General features: G+C 37.1%; 22 protein-coding genes. All 22 read right to left on the bottom strand.

Going from position 1 to position 20,876, the window contains the following annotated elements:
- Positions 1 to 20: 20 nt before the first annotated feature.
- On the bottom strand, positions 21 to 1,301 hold the full coding sequence (locus FJR09_RS20435) for a glycosyltransferase family 1 protein (protein WP_168652928.1): 1,281 nt from the start codon (positions 1,299 to 1,301) through the stop codon (positions 21 to 23).
- Positions 1,302 to 1,313: 12 nt separating this feature from the next.
- On the bottom strand, positions 1,314 to 2,453 hold the full coding sequence (locus FJR09_RS20430; RefSeq protein WP_168652927.1) for a glycosyl transferase, group 1: 1,140 nt from the start codon (positions 2,451 to 2,453) through the stop codon (positions 1,314 to 1,316).
- A gap of 296 nt (positions 2,454 to 2,749) precedes the next feature.
- The gene (locus FJR09_RS20425) at positions 2,750 to 3,796 is read right to left on the bottom strand and encodes a glycosyltransferase (RefSeq protein WP_168652926.1); all 1,047 of its coding nucleotides are present in this window, start codon (positions 3,794 to 3,796) and stop codon (positions 2,750 to 2,752) included.
- Positions 3,797 to 4,111: 315 nt separating this feature from the next.
- A complete protein-coding gene (locus tag FJR09_RS20420; RefSeq protein WP_168652925.1) occupies positions 4,112 to 4,987 on the bottom strand; it encodes a 6-hydroxymethylpterin diphosphokinase MptE-like protein in 876 nt (291 codons plus the stop codon).
- 97 nt (positions 4,988 to 5,084) lie between these two features.
- Positions 5,085 to 6,029 carry an SIS domain-containing protein gene (locus FJR09_RS20415; protein ID WP_168652924.1) on the bottom strand — a complete coding sequence of 315 codons (945 nt, stop codon included), beginning with the start codon at positions 6,027 to 6,029 and terminating at the stop codon, positions 5,085 to 5,087.
- Positions 6,029 to 7,333, bottom strand: coding sequence for a cytidylyltransferase domain-containing protein (locus FJR09_RS20410; RefSeq protein ID WP_168652923.1), 1,305 nt, complete (start codon positions 7,331 to 7,333; stop codon positions 6,029 to 6,031). Before FJR09_RS20410 ends, FJR09_RS20415 begins: the two co-directional genes overlap by 1 nt.
- Before the next feature lie 148 nt (positions 7,334 to 7,481).
- Positions 7,482 to 7,994, bottom strand: a complete 513-nt coding sequence (locus tag FJR09_RS20405; RefSeq protein ID WP_168652922.1) for an HAD family hydrolase — start codon at positions 7,992 to 7,994, stop codon at positions 7,482 to 7,484.
- Entirely contained in the window at positions 7,991 to 8,833 is an 843-nt protein-coding gene (gene kdsA / locus FJR09_RS20400; protein WP_168652921.1) for a 3-deoxy-8-phosphooctulonate synthase, read from the bottom strand. Before kdsA ends, FJR09_RS20405 begins: the two co-directional genes overlap by 4 nt.
- A 452-nt stretch (positions 8,834 to 9,285) precedes the next feature.
- Positions 9,286 to 9,543 (bottom strand): hypothetical protein, encoded by a 258-nt coding sequence (locus tag FJR09_RS20395; protein WP_217361135.1) that lies wholly within the window; start codon positions 9,541 to 9,543, stop codon positions 9,286 to 9,288.
- 51 nt (positions 9,544 to 9,594) lie between these two features.
- Complete coding sequence (locus FJR09_RS20390) at positions 9,595 to 10,818, bottom strand: ABC transporter ATP-binding protein (protein WP_168652919.1); 1,224 nt, start codon at positions 10,816 to 10,818, stop codon at positions 9,595 to 9,597.
- A 27-nt stretch (positions 10,819 to 10,845) separates the two neighbouring features.
- Positions 10,846 to 11,625 (bottom strand): ABC transporter permease, encoded by a 780-nt coding sequence (locus FJR09_RS20385; protein WP_168652968.1) that lies wholly within the window; start codon positions 11,623 to 11,625, stop codon positions 10,846 to 10,848.
- A 141-nt stretch (positions 11,626 to 11,766) separates the two neighbouring features.
- Entirely contained in the window at positions 11,767 to 12,078 is a 312-nt protein-coding gene (locus FJR09_RS20380) for a DUF5678 domain-containing protein (protein WP_168652918.1), read from the bottom strand.
- 161 nt (positions 12,079 to 12,239) lie between these two features.
- Positions 12,240 to 12,329 carry a DUF29 domain-containing protein gene (locus FJR09_RS24825; protein ID WP_148279050.1) on the bottom strand — a complete coding sequence of 30 codons (90 nt, stop codon included), beginning with the start codon at positions 12,327 to 12,329 and terminating at the stop codon, positions 12,240 to 12,242.
- A gap of 14 nt (positions 12,330 to 12,343) precedes the next feature.
- Positions 12,344 to 12,808: a DUF29 domain-containing protein gene (locus FJR09_RS20375; protein WP_041458422.1), complete on the bottom strand. Its 465-nt coding sequence runs from the start codon at positions 12,806 to 12,808 to the stop codon at positions 12,344 to 12,346.
- Positions 12,809 to 12,851: 43 nt separating this feature from the next.
- Positions 12,852 to 13,685, bottom strand: coding sequence for a Uma2 family endonuclease (locus FJR09_RS20370; RefSeq protein ID WP_015080491.1), 834 nt, complete (start codon positions 13,683 to 13,685; stop codon positions 12,852 to 12,854).
- Between the two features lie 148 nt (positions 13,686 to 13,833).
- Positions 13,834 to 14,670: an ABC transporter permease gene (locus FJR09_RS20365; protein ID WP_168652917.1), complete on the bottom strand. Its 837-nt coding sequence runs from the start codon at positions 14,668 to 14,670 to the stop codon at positions 13,834 to 13,836.
- Between the two features lie 143 nt (positions 14,671 to 14,813).
- The gene (locus FJR09_RS20360) at positions 14,814 to 15,434 is read right to left on the bottom strand and encodes a hypothetical protein (protein WP_015080489.1); all 621 of its coding nucleotides are present in this window, start codon (positions 15,432 to 15,434) and stop codon (positions 14,814 to 14,816) included.
- Between the two features lie 57 nt (positions 15,435 to 15,491).
- Positions 15,492 to 15,947: a DUF29 domain-containing protein gene (locus FJR09_RS20355; protein WP_148764150.1), complete on the bottom strand. Its 456-nt coding sequence runs from the start codon at positions 15,945 to 15,947 to the stop codon at positions 15,492 to 15,494.
- 103 nt (positions 15,948 to 16,050) lie between these two features.
- Entirely contained in the window at positions 16,051 to 17,007 is a 957-nt protein-coding gene (locus FJR09_RS20350; protein ID WP_168652916.1) for a GDP-mannose 4,6-dehydratase, read from the bottom strand.
- Between the two features lies 1 nt (position 17,008).
- A complete protein-coding gene (locus FJR09_RS20345) occupies positions 17,009 to 17,434 on the bottom strand; it encodes a hypothetical protein (RefSeq protein ID WP_015080486.1) in 426 nt (141 codons plus the stop codon).
- 190 nt (positions 17,435 to 17,624) lie between these two features.
- A complete protein-coding gene (locus tag FJR09_RS20340; protein ID WP_371725674.1) occupies positions 17,625 to 18,890 on the bottom strand; it encodes a glycosyltransferase family 4 protein in 1,266 nt (421 codons plus the stop codon).
- Positions 18,891 to 19,441: 551 nt separating this feature from the next.
- The gene (locus tag FJR09_RS20335; protein WP_015080484.1) at positions 19,442 to 20,740 is read right to left on the bottom strand and encodes a competence/damage-inducible protein A; all 1,299 of its coding nucleotides are present in this window, start codon (positions 20,738 to 20,740) and stop codon (positions 19,442 to 19,444) included.
- Positions 20,741 to 20,876: the final 136 nt, after the last annotated feature.

The following is a 20,876-nucleotide window of genomic DNA, read 5'->3' as shown; positions in this document are numbered from 1 at the left end:
AATAAAAGCAACTTAACTGATTAAGTATTTAAAGCTGCTTTGTAAGCATTAATAGTTTCTTGAGTACACTTTTGCCAACTAAATTTTTTAGCTTGTTTTATTGATTGCAATGCCATTGTCTCTCGGAGTGAGGACTGAGTATAAATATCAAGCATACTTTGGCATAGTGCATCTGTATCTGTAGGAGAAACCATAATTCCTGCATCGCCGACAACTTCAGGTAGAGAAGATGTATTTGAAGTGATTACTGGCACGCCACATTGCATAGCTTCTAAGGGAGGAAGTCCAAATCCTTCATAAAAAGACGGATATACAAATGCCATAGCACCACTATACAAGGCAGCTAAATCTTCATCGGCTACATATCCAGTGACGATGATACGAGCTTTCAATGTGGATAAGTTAGATAATTCGTTAAAGATTTTTTCGTAGTCCCATCCTTTAGTACCAACAAGAACAAGATATAGGTCTTTAATATTTTCTTGCTCAACTAATTTCGCAAAGCAACGAATAGTATGGTCTATATTTTTTCTGGGTTCCAGAGTGCTAAGGCTGAGGATGTAATTTACACCATTAGGAATCTGGTATTTTTTCTTGATAGATTCAATTTCTTGATGATTATGACATGGATAGAAGAGTTCAGATGCTGCTAAGGGGGTAACTATAACTTGGTCAGGATCAATTGTTGGTAGATAGTTACAGAGATCGTTTTTTGTTGCGTGAGATATGCAGGTAACCCAGTTATCTGGTTTTAAGCCATGCAATGCCTTTTTAATTAGATGATCTTCTTGGAATTCAAAAAATTGTGGGTATAGAATTGGTATTAAGTCATAAACTGTTAGAATTTTTTTAATTCTTTTGTGTGATTGCAAATACTCAGGTATTGGATAAAAAGGAGAATGGAATAACTCGATTTCAGGTATTTGCTTATTGTTTATCGTCTTAGTATTTTGCTCAATCGTGTTCATTATAGAATATAGTAATCTACGCTTTACTTTTGATGCTATACCAATTTTCTTTTGTTGACCAATATTACTAATTAGCTTAGAAATTTCTATATATATATCATTTTGCCAACTCGGAGCGATGAATGACATATTAGAAAACTTTGAGTTGGCCAGCAAATAATCTCTAGATTCGTTTACAGATTTTAATGACAGACTAGAGCAGAAGTTTAAGTCAATTTCGGGAGAATCTACAAGCCCATTAGCTAAGTTTTCTACAACTCTAAAAATTCCAGTTCTGGCACGAGGATGATAGTGACCCATGCCCAGTACCGATATATCGTATAGAATTTTCATTGTTTTAAGTACCTAATTTTCTAAGAAAAATCTGCCTCGGATTTTTTTAATCACTGACTTAATACGATTCACTAAATATGTGAAACTTGAGGTTTTTTGGGAGTCATTAATTAGTTTAGTTTTTAATTGACAATAAATTTCATTGGAAAAAGGAGAATATTTTGAATTTTTATCGTGGTCGAAATTATTGTAATATTGACGGCGCATTGCAGTGGTTAAAAATTCACCATTATGGAAGTAGTTAAAAGCATAGGGATAATTCATGAATTTTTCATAGTCATTTACTATTAATCTATCTCTGTAGTTTTTTGATATTTCACTCCAAAGTGATGGCGAATCTTGTTCATACATGGGTGCATATTTAGAAACTTTATTTGTATTATTAATATCCCACCCACTAAAATGAACAAATAATACAGGTTTCTGGTCAACATTAATATTTCCAAGTTTATCTTTGCTTAAAGTCTTACCAAAAAGATTCCAATGTCCTAAATTAGCTCCTGGCTCTAAACAAAAGCTTACTTCATCAAAATATAAAGGCACAAGGTTAAGCCATAATTGATCGACAAATAATCCTCTATAAAGAATAGTTTGTTCAAAAAAATCATTAAAAGCAAAACTTTTTAGCCTGTCCTTAAACCAAGAGATAAATTTTTGAGAAATACTTGTTCTCTGCAATCCTAAAAAACCAGCATTGTACAAACCATTTTTTAAAAAGTTAATTTCATAGCCAACATAATCAATAGGTAAATGATTATTCCTATGGGGAGTCAATAAAATTGATGAATTCTCTAATTGCTCAAAAATTAGATCAAGAGAGTTGAAAACCATAATGTCTGAATCAAGAAATAGCCACTTTTGGGCATCAGTTTGTTCAAACATATACTCATGAAGAAATCCTCTCAAGGCACAACATAGCTCAAAAGGAGTGTAATAAAAACACATCTGTTCGACTGTTTGAATGTCGGATAAATCTTCTAGATATATAAATTTAAAAGGTTCTAAGGTGGGATCAAAATAATCATCTACTTTATCAGCGAGTAAAACGTATAAGTCAACATCAGGATTATGTTCCGCTAAAGAACTAGCTAGAGTACGGGCATAGGGCAAGTAACTCTTAGTTATAACTGTACATACTGCATTTTTACTCATTTATCTACTCTTAGCTTAAATATCTAGTCTAAATTTATTTTTGAAAAACCACAATATTAGACTGGTAAAGTGAACTTTGAGCCTACTTCCAATAAACTCGCCACCCTACCCTTTCTGCCCGTTGCTTTTCCTGTTCTGCCCGTTGTTTTTCTCGTTTTTCTGGTGTAGGCAACCAGTTATTATCTTTATCATACCATTAATTGAATTAATAGCATTAAAGAAAATAATTTTTCTTTATATGATCGCATCTATAAGGATACCACGTGATCATTTAAACCAGATCATATTACCTAATTTTACACATTGAAAAGTTTTTTTCTCAGAAAAATTAGTTTATTTCTCAATCGCCATATTTTGCTGTTTTGCATCGTATAAATTTGTGACTCAAGCTCATATATCTTTTTTTGATAAATATTCAACCCGATATCTTGAGAAAAATTAGGACTCTCTGAATTTTTATCGAAAAGGTCTAACATGAATTCATAAACTAGTTCGAGATTATTATCTGATGTTGAAGAATTAGCATAATTAGTTGCCAAGTCTATGAGAGTATCTCTAAGTTCAATGGCGACTAGATTTCTAATCTTTTTTTCATCTATCTTTGTAATCACCGATAGAAACAATTCCATCCTAGAATAAAGTATCTTTAGGGGCTGGGACAATAGTAAGTTAGTAGCAGAGGCAGGATGATAGCGATATTCAATTAGCTGTTGAGGTAAAAACAGAAACTTTCCTTTGTCAGAAAGCATTATCCATAGGAGCCAGTCTTCATACTGAAAAACTTGATCTGAGGCAAATGATAATTTCTTTATAACATCAGTTTTAATTAATGTAGTTGAATTGCAAATATGATTCGATTTTAGAAAGTAACTTTTCTCATTAAGATAATAGTTATGTACGTCTGATGAAATTGAAAAATTACTGGCGAAATCAGGACAATATTCCTCGACATTTGACTTAGTTTTAACCGCAGTATGGCAAAGAACAATATCTTCAAATTGACTAAAAGTATTAACTTGAATTTGAAGTTTTTCTGGCAAGAAAACATCGTCAGCATCTAAGAATGCAATATAGTTACCCTGAGAGTGCTTTACTCCCAGTTGTCTTGATTTGCTAACCCCAAGATTTTGATTATTCTCATGTGTTAATACTTTTATCTGGTGGCAATGTTTATATTGATCCAAAATTGCTAAGGTTGAATCAGACGAACCATCATCAATAACAATAACTTCAAAATTTTTATAGCTTTGTGCAAGAACAGAGTCAATTGCCTCTTTAACAAAGGCTTGAGCGTTGTATGCAGGTATAACAACACTAACTAGTGGGCAATCAAATATATCCATTTATTTTTATTTATAGGGATTTTAAGAAAATGTGTTGGGCGCAAATATTCCTAGAGAATATTAAATCGGTTAAGTCTATAGCCATTAGTAAGGATTGTAATGGTGTTAGGCTGTCGGGCATGGGATGTGTGTGTGTTTTCCGTTGTTATTTTGGAAGACTATAACTCTATCTAATAAGTAGATAGGTATAATTAATTTTTCAGAGAATCAAGTCACAGCAAGGCTTTCAATAATATCAATCTTATATTTAAATCCAACCACCTACTTGCATCAGATATCTCTTCATACTCTATTTTTGGTAAAGGTAAGGTATTTTCATGAAAATAGTTCATCAAAGTCGCCTCTCTCAAGCTCTTCTAAAAAAGTTTTACGAGATCCATTTATTAGCTTTCTCCCTGAATCCTCAAAAACTTTTTTCGCTACCCTATAGGCAATTTTTTGTTCTTCAATTTTCGGGACAGTACTAGATTCACCAGGTCTCAAATAGTCTTTGTGAAAATGGTTTACATCACCTGTACTTGTAACAATCTCGCCCTGTTCTGAGAACTCACCTGTCTTCTTCAAACCGCTGTAGTAAAAATCTACTCCAATAAGAATTACTTCTGAAAAACCCATATGAAAGGCAATTTGGATTTGATCATAGAGAACTGTACACCCCCCAGGCTGTATCCCATTTTCAAGGTTTATAGAAAAACCAACACCTGAACCAGGAAAGTATTCTTTTTTTTCAGCAACTGGAATCCATAGAATATCGTTATTTTCAGGCAGGCAGTGTCTTACCCATTCAGGAAATATTCCCTTAGATTGCTGTAATGTTAAAGCAATCTCTTCTGAACTATTTTTTGCTATCAAAACATCAGAAACCGTGTAATAGTTGGGACGCCAATTAGTCTTTTCGTAAGCAAGAAAGACTTTATTGCAGGCAAAAGTTATAGTACCCTTTAACTTCTCAAGGTCTTCAATTTTTAAGCTAGGACCCATCCCAACAATTACGCATCGCTCACCTTTGTGTATATTTCTAAGTCTCTTTATCTCTGAAGAATTTTGCCACCGTGCAAATAATCGGACTAAGCGACTAAAATAAGTTAATTTTATCATTAATAACACATTCCTTCTGATACTTTCATATCTAACTTTTTTCTTTAAAAGCAGAATTTTTTCTTTAACCAGATCAATTTTTGATTTAGTCATACTTCAAATAATAATAATTAATTGGTTCTAAATAGTTGGATGATTCGTTGGTAGTATATCCTGAATCGGTGAATAAAACACGTCACAATGAAGTTTATTATACTCTTAGTAGGTCATGGAGTGTGACTACACCTTCACAAAATCCATCCTGATTAACAACAGGTGCAGCAAAAACTTTCCTATTCTGGCGTTCCATTGCCTCCAATGCTTCTCCAACCGTAAAATCTTTCTTAAGGAGCAACGGATTTTGATTCATTAAACCGCCAACAGAAATTGCAGAAAAATCTAGTCGCTCTGTGATGGCACGACGAATATCACCATCAGATACTATTCCGATAATTCTCGATTCTGAATCAACAACGCAAAGAATCCCAGCTTTATGTTCAGAGATTTTTAAGAGACATTCAAACATATTCGCTTCTGCTGATAGAAATGGCTTCCTCGTTTTCCAAGTAGATAAATCTTTGAGAAGGTAAGAAATGTTAAAGCCTAGCTGTCCACAGGGATGGTTAACAGCAAAGCTTTTTTCACTGTATCCTTTTAGTTCAGCAACATAGGCAACAATACAGTCACAAATAACAAGGCTAATTTCTGTAGAAATCAGAGGAAGTATGTTTAGATTGTCGCCTTCATCCTCTGTCTTTAAGGGAAACACTAAGTCAGACATATTAGCCAACTCAGAATCTACTCGATTGGTTATCGCAACGATTGTACAATTACGCGATCTAAGAATTGGCAACAAAAGATTTATCTCAGATGAATTGCCGCTTTTTGAAAGCGCAAACACAAGAGCGCCAGGAGTGACAAAGCCCAAATCCCCATGACCCGCCTCTCCTGCGTGAATGAAGCAAGCTTGGACGGAAATACTTTGAAGAGAAGCTGCAAATTTTCGCCCTACGTACCCACTTTTCCCAACACCAATGATTACTACTGAAGAAACCGAATCTACTAGTTCAGATGCCTTCTCTACTTTGCAGCTTAGATCCTCAATACGCTGAATGTTAGAAATCAGCTTGTCTAAAAAAAATTTATATAAGCTCATTAGAAAAAACCATACTTCTCAACGAGAGATTGTACTTTAACATCTTTGCATATATCCGCTAACAAGCTCTTTTCACTCGAAACTTTCTCAAGCGCAGCTTGCAAAAATTTAGATTCTTCTTTTCGAGGAATCACTACTACTCCATCTTCATCAGCAAAAACTAGATCACTTGGATGGATTTTAATTCCATCTAATTCAATTGACTGATTGATGGACTGCACTGCTCCCTGACCTTTAATATCTCGACAATAGCGACCTTTGGCATAAACAGGAAAACCAAAATTAGCAGTTGATTGAGTGTCACGAGTAAAGCCACCAACGATTGCCCCTATAGCACCAGAGCGAATTGCCAAAGACATATTGAGGTCACCAAAATAAGCTAGATCTGGTCTCTCATTGCGGACTACAATTATATCGTTGCTCACAACATGGGCATAAGACTTCAACGCTTCGTAGATACTGTCTGGAGGATCTTCAGGTAAGGACTCCCGGATGTGGAGTGTACGCGCTCGACCAAACAACTTTGCACCTGGTATGTTAGGGCTGTATTCAGGGGGAAGAACACAATGAAGACCTAATTCATCCGCTACATCCGATAGAATCGGACTTGTTAAAAACTTAGCGATAATCCGTAAACGCTTCTCCTCTTCTGCAATTAAACCAGCACCAACTGTACGAGCAAGGGAAAGATCTTCTTCTGTGTTAACATCGATTCTCTCCATCGGATCTGCAAATAGCAAATAGGGAGAATTACCAATTCGACGTTTCGTAGCTAAAACTGCTTCCCGTCTTACACAGTAGAGGGACATCGCTTCGGCAATGTCATCTGGAAGATCAACACTATTTGGAATGTGTTCTAGATTGTAAAGAGGTAAACCATTTTCCCAGCGATACCGTTTCTCCTTTGCTACAAGTACAACGGAATCATGTGCTGGTTGCTGAATCAGGATATCAATAGCAGTTTTAATAGTCTCTTCCTTAACAAAAGGACTAGTACAAAGGTGCTGAATATAGATGTCTGCATCTACTTGAACGACTTCATTGTAGAAAAGCTGATGCCCATCTGTTTTATTAGATGCCAGTTCAATATTTCTCAAAAGTGGCTTTGCTCCAATTAGTTTAGCCCTTTCTAAAATCTCCATATTTTCAGAATCTACATATACCTCATCAATAAAATCACACTTTAAGAGTTTACGAACAGTAAATAAGAAGAAAGGTTCTCCATTAAAAATTCTTGTATTCTTGTTTGGAACACGATGGCTGGTACCCTTTGCAGGTACAAACGCTACTACTCTAGGAGTCATAGAACAATAAAGCTACAAAAAGGTTATTTTTTGACAATCCAGCAAGGATCTGGCGATAAAGGTGAAGACAGAATTTTAAAATTCAAGATTAAAAGACTGCATAGTGTTAACTTACATGAGATTATTTATTGAAAAACTAGATGATTTATTAATTTGAGTTTTTAGCTTTGAGTAGCAAATCACAAACTTCACGCACTGCGCCGCATCCACCCAAGCATTCAGTAGTATATACTGCGCACTCTTGATTCTCTGCTACGCCATCTGAAACAGTTACTGGACAACCAACTACCCTAAGAATAGGTAGATCGTTAATATCATCACCCATGTAAGCTACTTGTTCTAATGAAGTCCCTAACTTATGGCATAACTTCTTTAACTCAGGTAACTTCTCTTCTACTCCAAGAAATACATGAGGAATCCCTAATTTTTTTGCTCGATAAAGAACTGAGGAAGAAGAGCTAGATGTGAGAATCGCCACCTCAATAGCAGCTTCCATAATGAGTTTAATACCCATTCCATCTTTAACATTAAATTTTTTAAATTCTTCACCTGTCTCAGTGTAATAAAGCCCACCATCTGTTAAAACTCCATCAACATCTAGAGCTAACAGTCTAACGTTTTGCAATCGTCGTCTCAAATCACCGTCTAATAGCTTAATCATTTAAGTTCTACTACCTCCATAGAACGCTGTTGCTGATGAATACGTAACACTTGACTTAAAACCGTCTCAAGTTGATTCAGAGGTATCATATTTGGTCCATCACTTGGGGCGGAATCTGGATCTTCATGAACTTCCATAAACAAGGCATCAATTCCAATGGATGCTGCTGCTCGAGCTAAATATGGCACAAATTGTCTTTGACCTCCTGATTTAGTCCCCTGTCCTCCAGGCATTTGAACGCTATGAGTTGCATCAAAAACAACTGGATACCCTAAATCTCGCATTTGGGGTAGAGACCGAAAATCTACAACTAGAGTGTTGTATCCAAAGCTAGTTCCCCGTTCAGTGAGGAGAATATTTTTTGCTCCTCCAGATTCAAGCTTCTGAACTACATTTTTCATGTCCCAAGGGGCTAAAAATTGTCCCTTCTTCACATTAATAGCCCGCCCCGTTGCCGCTGCCGCTAGAAGAAGATCAGTTTGACGACAGAGAAAAGCAGGGATTTGTAAGACATCAACAACCTGCGCTACTATTTCTGCTTGATAGCTTTCATGAATATCGGTTAAGACTGGAACCCCAATCTTATCTTGAACTTTTTGGAGTATTCTGAGACCTTCTTCTAAAGAAGATCCTCGGAAAGAATTGATAGAGGTACGGTTAGCCTTATCAAAGGAAGACTTAAAAATATAAGATATCCCTAATGAAATACAAATTTCATTGATAGAATCTGCCATTTTAAGGGTAAAGTCTTCTGACTCTATGACACAGGGGCCTCCAATCAAAGTTAGAGGTTGATCATCTCCGATTTTCAAGGATGGACTAACATTAATATAAGCCATCAATTTTCCCTTGTTGTGATATTGGTAGAATGTGATACTCGAAGTGTTTTATTGTGCAAAGCCTGAGTATTGAAAGATCAGCTTGATTAGGAGGCTGTAAGCTCATCAAAAACAATCAGAAACCGTGTAATAGTTGGGACGCCAATTAGTCTTTTCGTAAGCGAGAAAGACTTTATTGCAGGCAAAAGTTATAGTACCCTTTAACTTCTCAAGGTCTTCAATTTTTAAGCTAGGACCCATCCCAACAATTACGCATCGCTCACCTTTGTGTATATTTCTAAGTCTCTTTATCTCTGAAGAATTTTGCCACCGTGCAAATAATCGGACTAAGCGACTAAAATAAGTTAATTTTATCATTAATAACACATTCCTTCTGATACTTTCATATCTAACTTTTTTCTTTAAAAGCAAACTTTTTTCTCTAACCAGATCGATGTTTGATTTAGTCATACTTAGAATAGTAAAAAGTGCAGATTTTCAGATAAAAGCGCTCTATCGTTCAAACTATATTGAGATGCTCTACCAATAAAATTAAGATTAGCAATTTGACTAACCAGATAATTTTTAATGATGTTCTCTAGTAGCACATCGGCAGTAGTAACAGGACTACCATCAGGTTTATAGGTAATCTCATAACGTCGATTTAACACCTGAGGGAGTGACTCGTAAACTAAATTTTCACAGTTTTTTATAATTTGAATAGGAGTCATAAAGCTTAGTGTCAGTTTTAATACTTGTGTTATTTAATTAGTCTAATGAAATTAGGTCAGCCAATGTCCTAATTGTAATTGGCAATTAGCATTTGCCCCAGGATAGGCATCCACTATTTTTATTTTTTGCTGTTTATGAGACCAAACAACAAGATCACCCTGTCTATCAATGACACTGAAACTAATTCGATAAAGTCCATTTTTTAAGGGGATAGAGCTAAGAGAAACATCCCAATGGGAAGTTCCAGCTAGAAGCGAAATTTTATAGTCACGCGCAAAAAAGTTACAATCAGCGGCAAAAGCCCCAGAAGCATCATAAAAACTTATGCGTAGGAGAAAGTCTTCCAGAAAATCAGAACTTTCAATAGAAACTTGAATGTCTAAAGGAGAACCAGAAGACAAAACATCATGGGATAGTTGAGCTTGAAAATAAGTCAACGGATCACTTACTGATAGAAAAGACTCATCCTGCTCTTCCCCATCATCATTGAGCCGATCATAAACCGCTATTCCTTGTTCTAAGCTTCCTGAAAAGGCAACTTCCCCCACAGACATCACTAGTATCTTGTCACAAATTCGCGCTACTTGCTCCATGTTATGTGAAACAAAAATAACCGCCGCATTTTTACGTACATTGGCAATTCTTCGGTAACACTTATTGCGGAATGCCGCATCACCAACCGCTAATACCTCATCTAAAATTAGCACATCCGGGGAAAGAGCCGTCGCTACAGCAAAACCTAATCGCACCTGCATACCTGAACTATAGCCTTGTACTGGCGAATCAATAAAACCTTCAATCCCAGCAAATTCAATAATTTCTTCAATTTTTCCATCAATATCTGTTTTGCTAAGTCCCAAAACAGAGCCATTGACATAAATGTTTTCCCGACCAGTCAAAATTGGGTTGAACCCTGTTCCTAGGGCAATCAACGCCCCCACTCGCCCCTGCATTTCAATGCAACCGCGATCCGGCTTAATCAAGCCATTCAACATTCTCAAAAGCGTACTCTTCCCTGCACCATTACGACCAACTAACCCCAAACACTCCCCACGACGTAACTCAAAACTTACATCTTTCACTGACCAAAACTCATCGGGTCTAAGTTCATGGTCATACTTGATTCCCATCATCTCTGAGCCAATATCCTGCACCCCATACCACAGGGACTTCTTTAAACTACGGCAAAACTTCTTTGATACATTCTCAACCCTGACTAAAACTTCCCCGTCATTTGTGTGATGGTGTAAATTCTGCTCTTCTGTGTTTAACATAATACATTAATTTAAAATTAAGAAATTCTAAGAACTCATTCTTTCAACAATAAACGGCATTGACAACCGATACAAAATCCAAGCCACAAATAACAACACAAAACTCAAACCACTCACTAGCCAAAATCCAGTGGGATTGGATACCACTCCACTTATCGCCAAATCCCTGGCTGTGACTAACAACGGTGTAACAGGATTCCAACTCACCACCACACTAAACCACCCTTGCTTAGGAACGGGAAAAATCACAGGAGTTAACAACATCCAAGGAGTCACAATTAACGGTATCACCCTGCCCACATCCCCATACAAAGTCCCCAAAGGGGCAAGAAGTAAGCCAATTGCTGTTCCTAATATTATCAAATGAATCAAAGCTACAGGCGCTAGAAACACACTCCAGGTAACGGGAATATGAAACCAGAGGAATAACCCGAAAATTAAAATTAACTTAATACCAAAATTAAAAAACACTTCGCCTAATTTAGCCAAAATAATCGCTTCCTTGGGGAAGTTAATTTTTGCCAGCATTGACCTAGCCCCACCCACAGCCGCCAAAGGACCACTCAAAGCCTCCACAAAGGTCTGCCATAGTGACATACTAAACATCACATAGGCCGGATAGGGAATCTCGGTCATACCAATATTTACCGCCCCAGCATTTTTAGCAACTACCAGCCCCAAGGCTGTGATAATGGGTGGAAAAAACGCCCACAACACACCCAACAAAGACTGACGATATTGGGCGCTAATATCTCGCACTAATAACCGCCATGCCAATTCCCTAGAAGCCAGTAAATCCCTTACCATCTCCTGTAATAGTTGCTTTGGGTGACGAATCCGGCTTTCGGGGGTGTAAATAACTTTATTAGACAATGCACTTGGTTTCTTCACCTGAAAATCTTCCAATTATATTTATATATTTTTTTAATCGCCTAATTGCTGACAATATTAGATGTCTTGTAGACAAAGTTCCAGATTTTGGTCATCGTATTTTGGCTGCCAATCATGTTTTTTGACTGTTCTAAAACGCACTGGTAAAAACTTCACTGGCTCAATAAATTCGTTCTCGTAGATCCGTTCAGTGATGTAGTCAGAAGATTTTAAGTTCTGAAGGTCAATTTGCTGTGTCATGATTCTATAATCTTGGTGATGAGCTATTACACCATCCTTAGTGTAAATAATCCATTCTCCACGATATTGTTTTAGTTTTCGGTAATTTGCTTTACGCCATTCTTTGGCACTATTGTATTTTTCGTTCATATTTAACTGAGTTTATAAACATCATACAGCACTTTCCGGTGTTATGAGGTACATATCCAGCGGGCAAGACTTGTACTGAGCTTGTCGAAGTATGCCCGCACTACAATAGTTTCATGGTTCAAGTTTGTACCTCATTAGAGCGAAATCTGCTGTAATAACTATTATGATGGAAACCATTCAGGATTGAGAATTTCTCTTAAAGAATAAGGACAAGTTTCAGGGAAAGATAATGGTGGATTTATCTGATACATGATTGATTAGCTCACTACATAGCTTTTTCAAAATCATCTGTAGTGTTACACAAGAATTCAGGATTTAATATTTCTTGTATATCATAAGGACAAATTTCTGAAAACGTACTTAATACTAAACCTGTTTCTGCTGATGCTTCTCTTCTCGCATTTCGATAAGCTTTGGGTAAAATATCAGGAATATATTGTTTTAAACTTGGTTTTTCATTGAGTATATCTTGTAAATCATCTCTTTGGTTGGCAATGGTGGTAAACCAACTAATAGAACGTTTAGAAGATTGGTATTGCCATTTTAGCAAATGAGTTAATAAAATTATTAACCGATTTTTCAACTCATTTTTTTCACTAATGCCCATACTATCTAATTCTTCTGCCAAGTTCTCCCAATCCAAAGCTGTGATATCTTGACTGGCTAAAGCTAATTTTTGTTGAGTTAACCAATCCATGAAATCTGTTTCGTAGAGAGGTGATTTAGACATAAAATTAGTAATGATTACCTTTGTACCGGACAATTTTTCAACCCTATTGATCATTAGGTAAGCTGATACCTTGTTCTAATAACAATTGTCGTAATTTAGCTACTTCTAATTCAGCAGAATCTGCCCGTTGCTTTTCTTGTTCTGCCCGTTGCTTTTCCTGTTCTGCTCGTTGCTTTTCCTGTTCTGCCCGTTGCTTTTCTCGTTCTTCTGGAGTAGGCAACCAATTATTCTCTTTATCATACCAACGTAACCACTGTCTAGTTAGTCCTTGATATTCTCCCTCCCATAATCCTAAACCTAATTCAGCTTCTTCTAGCCATACCCCTAATCCATTAATAGAGAGCGGTTGATAACGGTTCATTACCAAACCAAAACAGTTAAATTCATTAGTATAACGGTTATAGACAAAATAATAGGGGATTCTGAGAATTTGCTCATATACTGTCCATTTATTAGGAGGTTGATTAACTTCCCGTAAATTTCTGCCTAAGTCTTCGTTTTCTGTTCCTGGAGATATTAATTCTACTACCACAAAGGGGTATGTTCCTTCATACCAAGTAACATAACTTAATCTTAATTCTGTTTGTTCATAAAAACGGGATACCCCCAAAACTGCAAACCAATCAGGGCGTTTGTACCATTGTGTATGCTTGCTGTCATAGTATAAATTTAAGTCACTACCTGTAAATACATTATCTTCTGCATAAGAAGGTGGACGAAAAGTGCTACGCAATAATTCTGGTTGTAAAAGGTGAAATTCGTCTGGCAACCCTGGCTCCTCTGGATCTTCGCTAGGTAAATCATACATGGTTGGCAGTGTTTGTTGAGGAGGTAATGGCTCATAGCTGGGTTTGTTATACACATCGCTTTGATACATTGTTAATTATCTCCTGTATTTAATCAATGTTGCCAAGATTCAACTATAGATTGATTATCACTGACATAACCATGAAATCTTGTTCTTAGAGAGAGAATTCAGACAGAAAATATCAGTGAAAATAACTTTTCCATTCTAGCAAATGATCTTAAATAACATCTGCAAACGTTCGTTCCATCTTCCGAAAATACCAAATTCCACTCACTAATAGTAAAACAACTAGAGCCATAGAGAGAATAAAACCTGGTAAATATAACTGGGAGTTACCGCCCAAAATTGCCCACCGAAAACCATCAATTACTCCCACCATTGGATTTAAGGAGTAGAGAAACCGCCACTTTTCAGGAACAATAGTGCTACTAAATCCTACGGGTGAAATGTATAAACCAAACTGGACAATAAATGGGACAATAAACCGGAAATCTCGATACTGCACATTCAAGGAAGCCAACCATAATCCTGCACCCATTGAAGCAGCAAAGGCCACACCAATAAATAATGGTAAGGTTAAAATTCGCCAAGTGGGAACAAAGTTATACCAAGCCATTAAAGCCAATAAAATTATCCCAGAAATCATAAAATCCACAAAGCTAACTACTACCGCGCTAGTAGGTACTACCAATCTAGGAAAATAGACTTTTGATAGTAAATTGGCATTGGTAATTAAACTATTACTACACTCTGAGAGGGAATTGGAAAAGAATTGCCAAGGTAACATGGCAGAAAATACGAGAATTGGATAGGGCGCACCTTCAGAAGGTAATTTTGCCAATTGCCCAAATACTACTGTAAATACTACCATTGTCAAAAAAGGGCGAATTAGCGCCCAAACAATCCCAATGGCTGTTTGTTTATATCTAACTAAAATATCTCGCCAAGCTAGGAAGTAAAATAGTTCTCTATATCGCCATAAATCTTGCCAGTATTGCTTTTCTGTCCGCCCTGCTTCAATTATTAGTTCTGGTGGAGAAGTGGTTTCTTTCATGACTCTGATCTAGCTAACCTCATATTTACCATCATTTTCACGACATCTTGTATTTTATAAGAACATAGGCTGAAAACCCCGGAATTAACTCGTAGTTTTCTGTTTTTCAATAGCAGTTAGGTTTATCTAATTCCTTTCAAAAACTAGATTTGCTTCCGATTGAACTCTGACTTAATTAGACTCACAAATACACTAATAATTTTTTCTGGTTGATTTATATAATACTCATCTAAATCAACTACCACTAGATTACCAGTTAATTGCAAAAACACCCATTGATTGCCATTGGTAACACAACCATAAATATTTTCAACATTATTTCCCTCCGATTGATTTAATTGAGCAGCAGCAATCATTTCGGCAATACATTGAGCAAATCCTTGTTTAAGATTATCATTTTTCGCCTCCACCAAAGCAATCACAGGAGATGTTACATATAACTGTTGAGATGATAAACCGATTAAGAAATCGCAAAATCCATTTAAACCTTGCTCAATATTAACATTAAAATCAATTCCTGAGAATAAACTAATTTTATTATCTAATAATCTTCTTACTTCAATTAAAACAGGGGCAATAATCATTTCTGATTTGGCTTTCTCTGTACTAATTGCTTGAGCTAAGGGAATATTATTTTGTAAGTATTTGATAAAAAAAGCATCAACTGTTAACTGGTCGAAAGCAGTGAAAACATTTGTTCTTTCTTCAATATTAATGCCAAATATTTTAGTGATTCTCTCTAGAGTAAAGTCACTATAAGCCATTTCTTATAACCTTAATTTTGCTTAATGTTTTGGCTAAGTTTATAAACATAATAAATATTATGATGGCAACCATTCAGGATTGAGAATTTCTGTTAAAGAATAAGGACAAGTTTCAGGGAATATTGTTGGAGATAGTTCAGATTTACGAATTGTATTATTTCTAGCTTTGGTGTAAATTTTATCTATGATTTTTTCACAATGATTATAAAGAACTTTAGACTCTAATAATAAATCTAATTCAGACCTAAAATTATCAATTTCTTCAATCCATCCTTTGGCACAATAGAATCTCTCTGCTTCCCAATATTGATAAAGAAGTAAATGCTTAATAAGTTGTCTCAAGTAACTTTCTACTTTACGCCTTTGTTCGTTTCCCAATGCAGTGATTTCCTCAATCAAATGTTCCCAGTCAATATTTTCTAAATCCCGATTTTGCAGTTGGGTAAGGGTAATATCCAACCACTCAGGATAATCTTGTTCATAAATTTCGCCATTTGCTTGTGTAGGTGGCATTTTACTTACTCAATTACAGTTTAAATATTGATGTTTGATTTCAATCTCAGCGATGTTTCACCTAACTATTTTAGCAAAAGTTCCCGACTGGATCAGATTTTTTTCATGATTCTGACCTCGCGTCTACCATCATTTTCACCACATCCTGCATCTTATATCTAGCTTCCCATCCTAATTGTTTCTTAGCCTTACTAGGATTACCTTTCCCCACAGCCAAATCTGTAGGTCTGAACAGGTTACTATCAACTACTACATGATCATGCCAATCTAAATTTACAGATACAAATGCTGCTGCGACAAAATCTTCCAGGGAAGTGCTTTCTCCCGTTGCAATTACATAATCATCTGGCTGTGATTGTTGCAACATTAAATACATGGCTTCCACATATTCTTGCGCCCAACCCCAGTCCCGCTGAATTGACATATTACCTAAATATAATTTTTCCTTACTACCTTGGGCAATGCGACAGGCAGTAGCTACAATTTTTTGAGTGACAAATCTTTCTGGACGCAGGGGAGATTCATGATTAAATAAAATGCCAGAACAGGCAAATAATCCGTAAGCTTCTCGGTAGTTAGCTACTTCCCAAAAAGCAGCGGATTTAGCTACAGCATAAGGACTTCTAGGACGGAATGGAGTATTTTCTGCTGCTGCTACATTGCCAGTATCACCAAAGCATTCACTCGAACCTGCATTATAAAGTTTAATGGTCGCGCCTAAAAAACGAATAGCTTCTAATAAATTTAGTGTGCCTGTAGCTATGCTTTCTAGGGTTTCTACAGGTTGTCCAAAAGATAAACCGACGGAAGTTTGTCCGGCCAAATTATAGACTTCATCTGGTTGGATTTTTGTCAGTACCTGTAAGACGCTACGGAAGTCAGTCAAGGACATTGACTCCAGCTTTACTTGGTCTTTAATTCCTAAGTGGACTAAATTCTGGAAAGGAGAAATTTGGGCATCTCTGGAAGTTCCACAGACTGTATAGCCTTGTTTTAGCAGCAATTGCGCCAGATAAGCTCCATCTTGTCCAGATACTCCACAAATGAGAGCTTTTTTCATGTCAATTCATTACCCAGAAGTCTTTAACACTGTTACCCCCAAGCATTCGAGATTGTCTGTAGGTAAATTCTCCCACAGAAGGATTCCGATGGGGATGAATTACACCTGTTGCTTGTTGCCAAAGTTCGGCTGGGGCAAGAGATATTTCATATTTAGATCCATGCTTATGCACATGATACCATTTTGTTTCCTGGCACTCTTCGCACCAAAAAGCCTCTAACCACTCACCAGTTAAAGAAACTGTAGTTTTATTGGCGACTAAAATCATCGCTTCTCGACGAGCAATACCCCGCTCTTGTAGTTGTCCGGCTTGTTCGGCAAATAGTCCGTATTTTTGGCTAACACTATCTATATAGCAGCTATGTATGGGACAATGGATAGCCCTGCGTTGGGAACGTTTCCGATTTCGCTCACACCTTTTCTGCACTTTGGCCTCCTGATCACTAACTAAACAATAGATCGTAAGAAGGTTGCATGGGAGGGACTGAGATCAAAAAGACCATCAAAGCCCAACTCCTGATTCAACATCGTCTGAGGTATTAAATTTTGTTAACTGAGTTGTCTTAAATTTACTGAATTTGTTCACACACTGACGTTGATAACGCTGGAGTGACATTTCAAATTATAGCTTGTTCTAACACATTGATGTATTGTTTAGCGATGATTTCTGGCGTAAAGTTTGACTGCAAATATTCGCGGGAGGCATTACCCATTTTTTCTGCAAGTTGGCGATCGCTCTTTAAGTTGAGAATAAACTTAGATAGACTATCACTGTCTCCATTGTCAATGCTAATACCAAACTCACCATCTGCTATTAGCTGTCGCAAGTAGGAATCTTTTGGACAAATAGCTGCTATGGGTCTTCCCGCAGCTAAAGCTGGATAGAGTTTGCTAGGAGCAACTAAACTTTCTAAACCTGCTTCTACACTGACTAAGGATAAATCGCAAGCTGTCAAGGAATAGGGTAGCACACTTTTGTCTTGATAGGGGAGAAAGAGAAAGTTTTTTAATCCTAAACCAGTCACATCTTGAATAAAGCTTTCACGTTTGGGTCCACCACCAATACAAACGAATTGAATCGGTTCATCTTGTAATTTTTGAGCAGTTGCCAAAATTGTATCCGTATCATGACACCGACCCATATTACCAGAATAAAGAATTGTAAATTTGGTGTCCAAATTATGTTGTTTGGCAAACCAGTTTTTTTCTTTGGCAATGGGGACAATTAACTCAGAATCCCCCCAACTGTGAATCACAGACACCTTATCAGCCACTTCTGGACAGATTGCTATGACTCTCTCTTTCATAGCAGGACTCAGCACAATAATTCCTTGGGATTTTTGCCAAATCTGGCGGTTGACTGCCCACCAAAACTTAGCTAACCAGTGCTTTTTGGAAACTACTCCTAAAGCGATCGCAATATCCGGATATAGATCATAAATTAAGCATATATAGGGAAATTTTAATAACAAATGAGCGAAATATCCGGCTATTGATAAAAAAGGAGGTGCTGAAGTTAATAGAAATACATCATTTTTGCGAGCATTCTTGATAATATGGAGAAAAGTCCGCAATGTAAATAAAACACCATTCACAGCCTTCCCGCGAATCCTCTTAGACCAAAGCTGAGTAGATCGGGATCTTTGGACGCGAATGTTGCCTAATTGCTCTAAGGCTGGGGCTTTAGCCGTAGTAAAAGCGTACCCTGGTTGTCCAGTAAATACTCTAATCATGATTCCTTGTTTCTCAAGCTGTTTCACTAGTTCTTCAATCAACTGTCCGGTTGCAGCATAGTCTGGAGGAAAAAACTCGGTGATTACAGACAAAGTAGTTAGTTTATGATATAAAGTATCACTAACTTCAGAAGGCATAACAGCCTGCATTGAATGCAAAGAAGATTTTAGAGAACTCTTATGATTTGACATTGTTTTAGTTGTAATAGTAGATACGCTATCACTATTTAACTCTGTATGAGTTTTTGTTAAATATTGATTCTCGTTGATGAGAAGATAAGAATTGGAATTTTTCTGCCTTTAATTTGGTGCCATTCTTTATTATAAGTCCATTAAAAAACTTGAAAATGAAACAAACCACTAATATTGATACTTTCAGGGCTAAAGCCGCTGAGTTTACCACTTACCCCGATGTTTTATGAATCTCTGCGTCAAAAGTTTAACTCTATAACCGTCATAACCTTACCCTCTTCATTAGCTATTGTCAAGCATTATCTGGATGAAACTGTCACAAAGTATAAATATTGAGTCATGGAAAATCAGTATAAAAGAGACATCTGAATCGCAAGTAAGGCATCATTAAAAATAGATACAAGGACTGTGTAATCTGGTGTTTTAATTTTTAATTCCGGCTTGCGGTACTAGTACATCACGGCGTAAATAAAGCAACCATATTCAATCGCCAAAAAGTCTACTGTATATTAGTTTTGACTTTTGACTTTTGACTTTTGACTTCCGCCCTGCGGTACTAGCCTTTTTTGCAACTGTCGCCGCAGATTATCCAAAGCTGCATTTGCACTCACATAACGAATTAAAGACCGTCCCCGAATTGTTCCGAAGCGATGTTCAAAACTGATTACTTCGTTGCCAGGACCAGCCAAACCAATATAGACTAAACCCACTGGTTTGGTTTGGGTTCCCCCGGTCGGTCCAGCAATGCCTGTAATACTTAATCCCCAAGTAGTTGAGAGCCGATTTTTAACACCAATAGCCATTTGTTCAGCTACTGTCGCACTCACTGCGCCAAATTCCTCTAAATCCTCTGCTTTGACCCCTAATAGTCCAATTTTTACGGAGTTGGCGTAGGAAATTACTCCACCCCAAAAGTAATCAGAACTACCGGAAATTTCTGTTAACATTTGCCCCAGTCCCCCACCGGTGCAAGATTCAGCGACAGATAGGGTTTCTCCCGCAGACCTTAATAAATTACCAACAACAGCAGCGAGGGTGTCATTATCAATGCCATAATAATCTAAGCCAGCAATTTCTATGAGTTGTTTTTCAATGGGTGTAATTAAAGCTTCTGCGGTTGTTGCGTCTGTGGCTTTGGCGGAAATTCGCAGTCTGACCTCTCCCTTGCCCGCATAGGGGGCTACTGTGGGGTTAGTTAAGTCAAAATAAGGGGCTACTTTTTCGGCTAAAGCAGATTCTCCAATTCCCCAAAATCTTAAACTACGACTATAAATAATTTCCTTTCCCCAACCTTGACTTTTCAGAAAAGGTACGGCGGTTTCTGTCCACATTCGATACATTTCGCTGGGAACACCAGGGAAGGTAAAAATAGTTAATCCCGGACGAGGTTGCCAAATAATACCTGGTGCTGTTCCTGTGGGGTTGGGTAAAATTTCTGCACCTTGGGGAATTAAGGCTTGTTTGCGATTATTGGCAGACATTACTCGTCCCCGTTGGGCAAATTTTTCGGTTATATCTTCGATAATATCGGCTCGTTCTATTAAAGGTACGCCAAAAAAATCAGCGATAGTTTCGCAGGTGAGATCATCGGGTGTGGGGCCTAAACCACCGGTAAAAATGAGAATTTGTACTCTGGAAGCGGCAATTTCGATCACTTCTTTGAGTCTGTCTGGATTATCCCCGACGACGGTTTGATAGTAGTGAGGAATGCCTAACTGTGCTAACTGCTGGGCAAGATATTGAGCATTGCTGTTGAGGATATCTCCTAGCAGCATTTCTGTACCAACGCAAATAATTTCTGCACTCATGGGGGTTAAGAAGGAATTAGGAATGGGAATTTGGGAGGAACTGGTGATATTAAATACTCGGTTAAATATAGGACTAATATTTGATTTTAACAATCAGGTATTTCCATATCTATATCTATCACGCTTCTTTCCCTGT

This window comes from Dolichospermum sp. UHCC 0406 (genome assembly GCF_009712025.1).
In the GTDB taxonomy this organism is placed as follows: Bacteria; Cyanobacteriota; Cyanobacteriia; order Cyanobacteriales; family Nostocaceae; genus Dolichospermum; species Dolichospermum lemmermannii.
The sequence above is the reverse complement of the archived record's forward strand: the minus strand, read 5'-3'. Positions and strand labels throughout refer to the sequence as shown.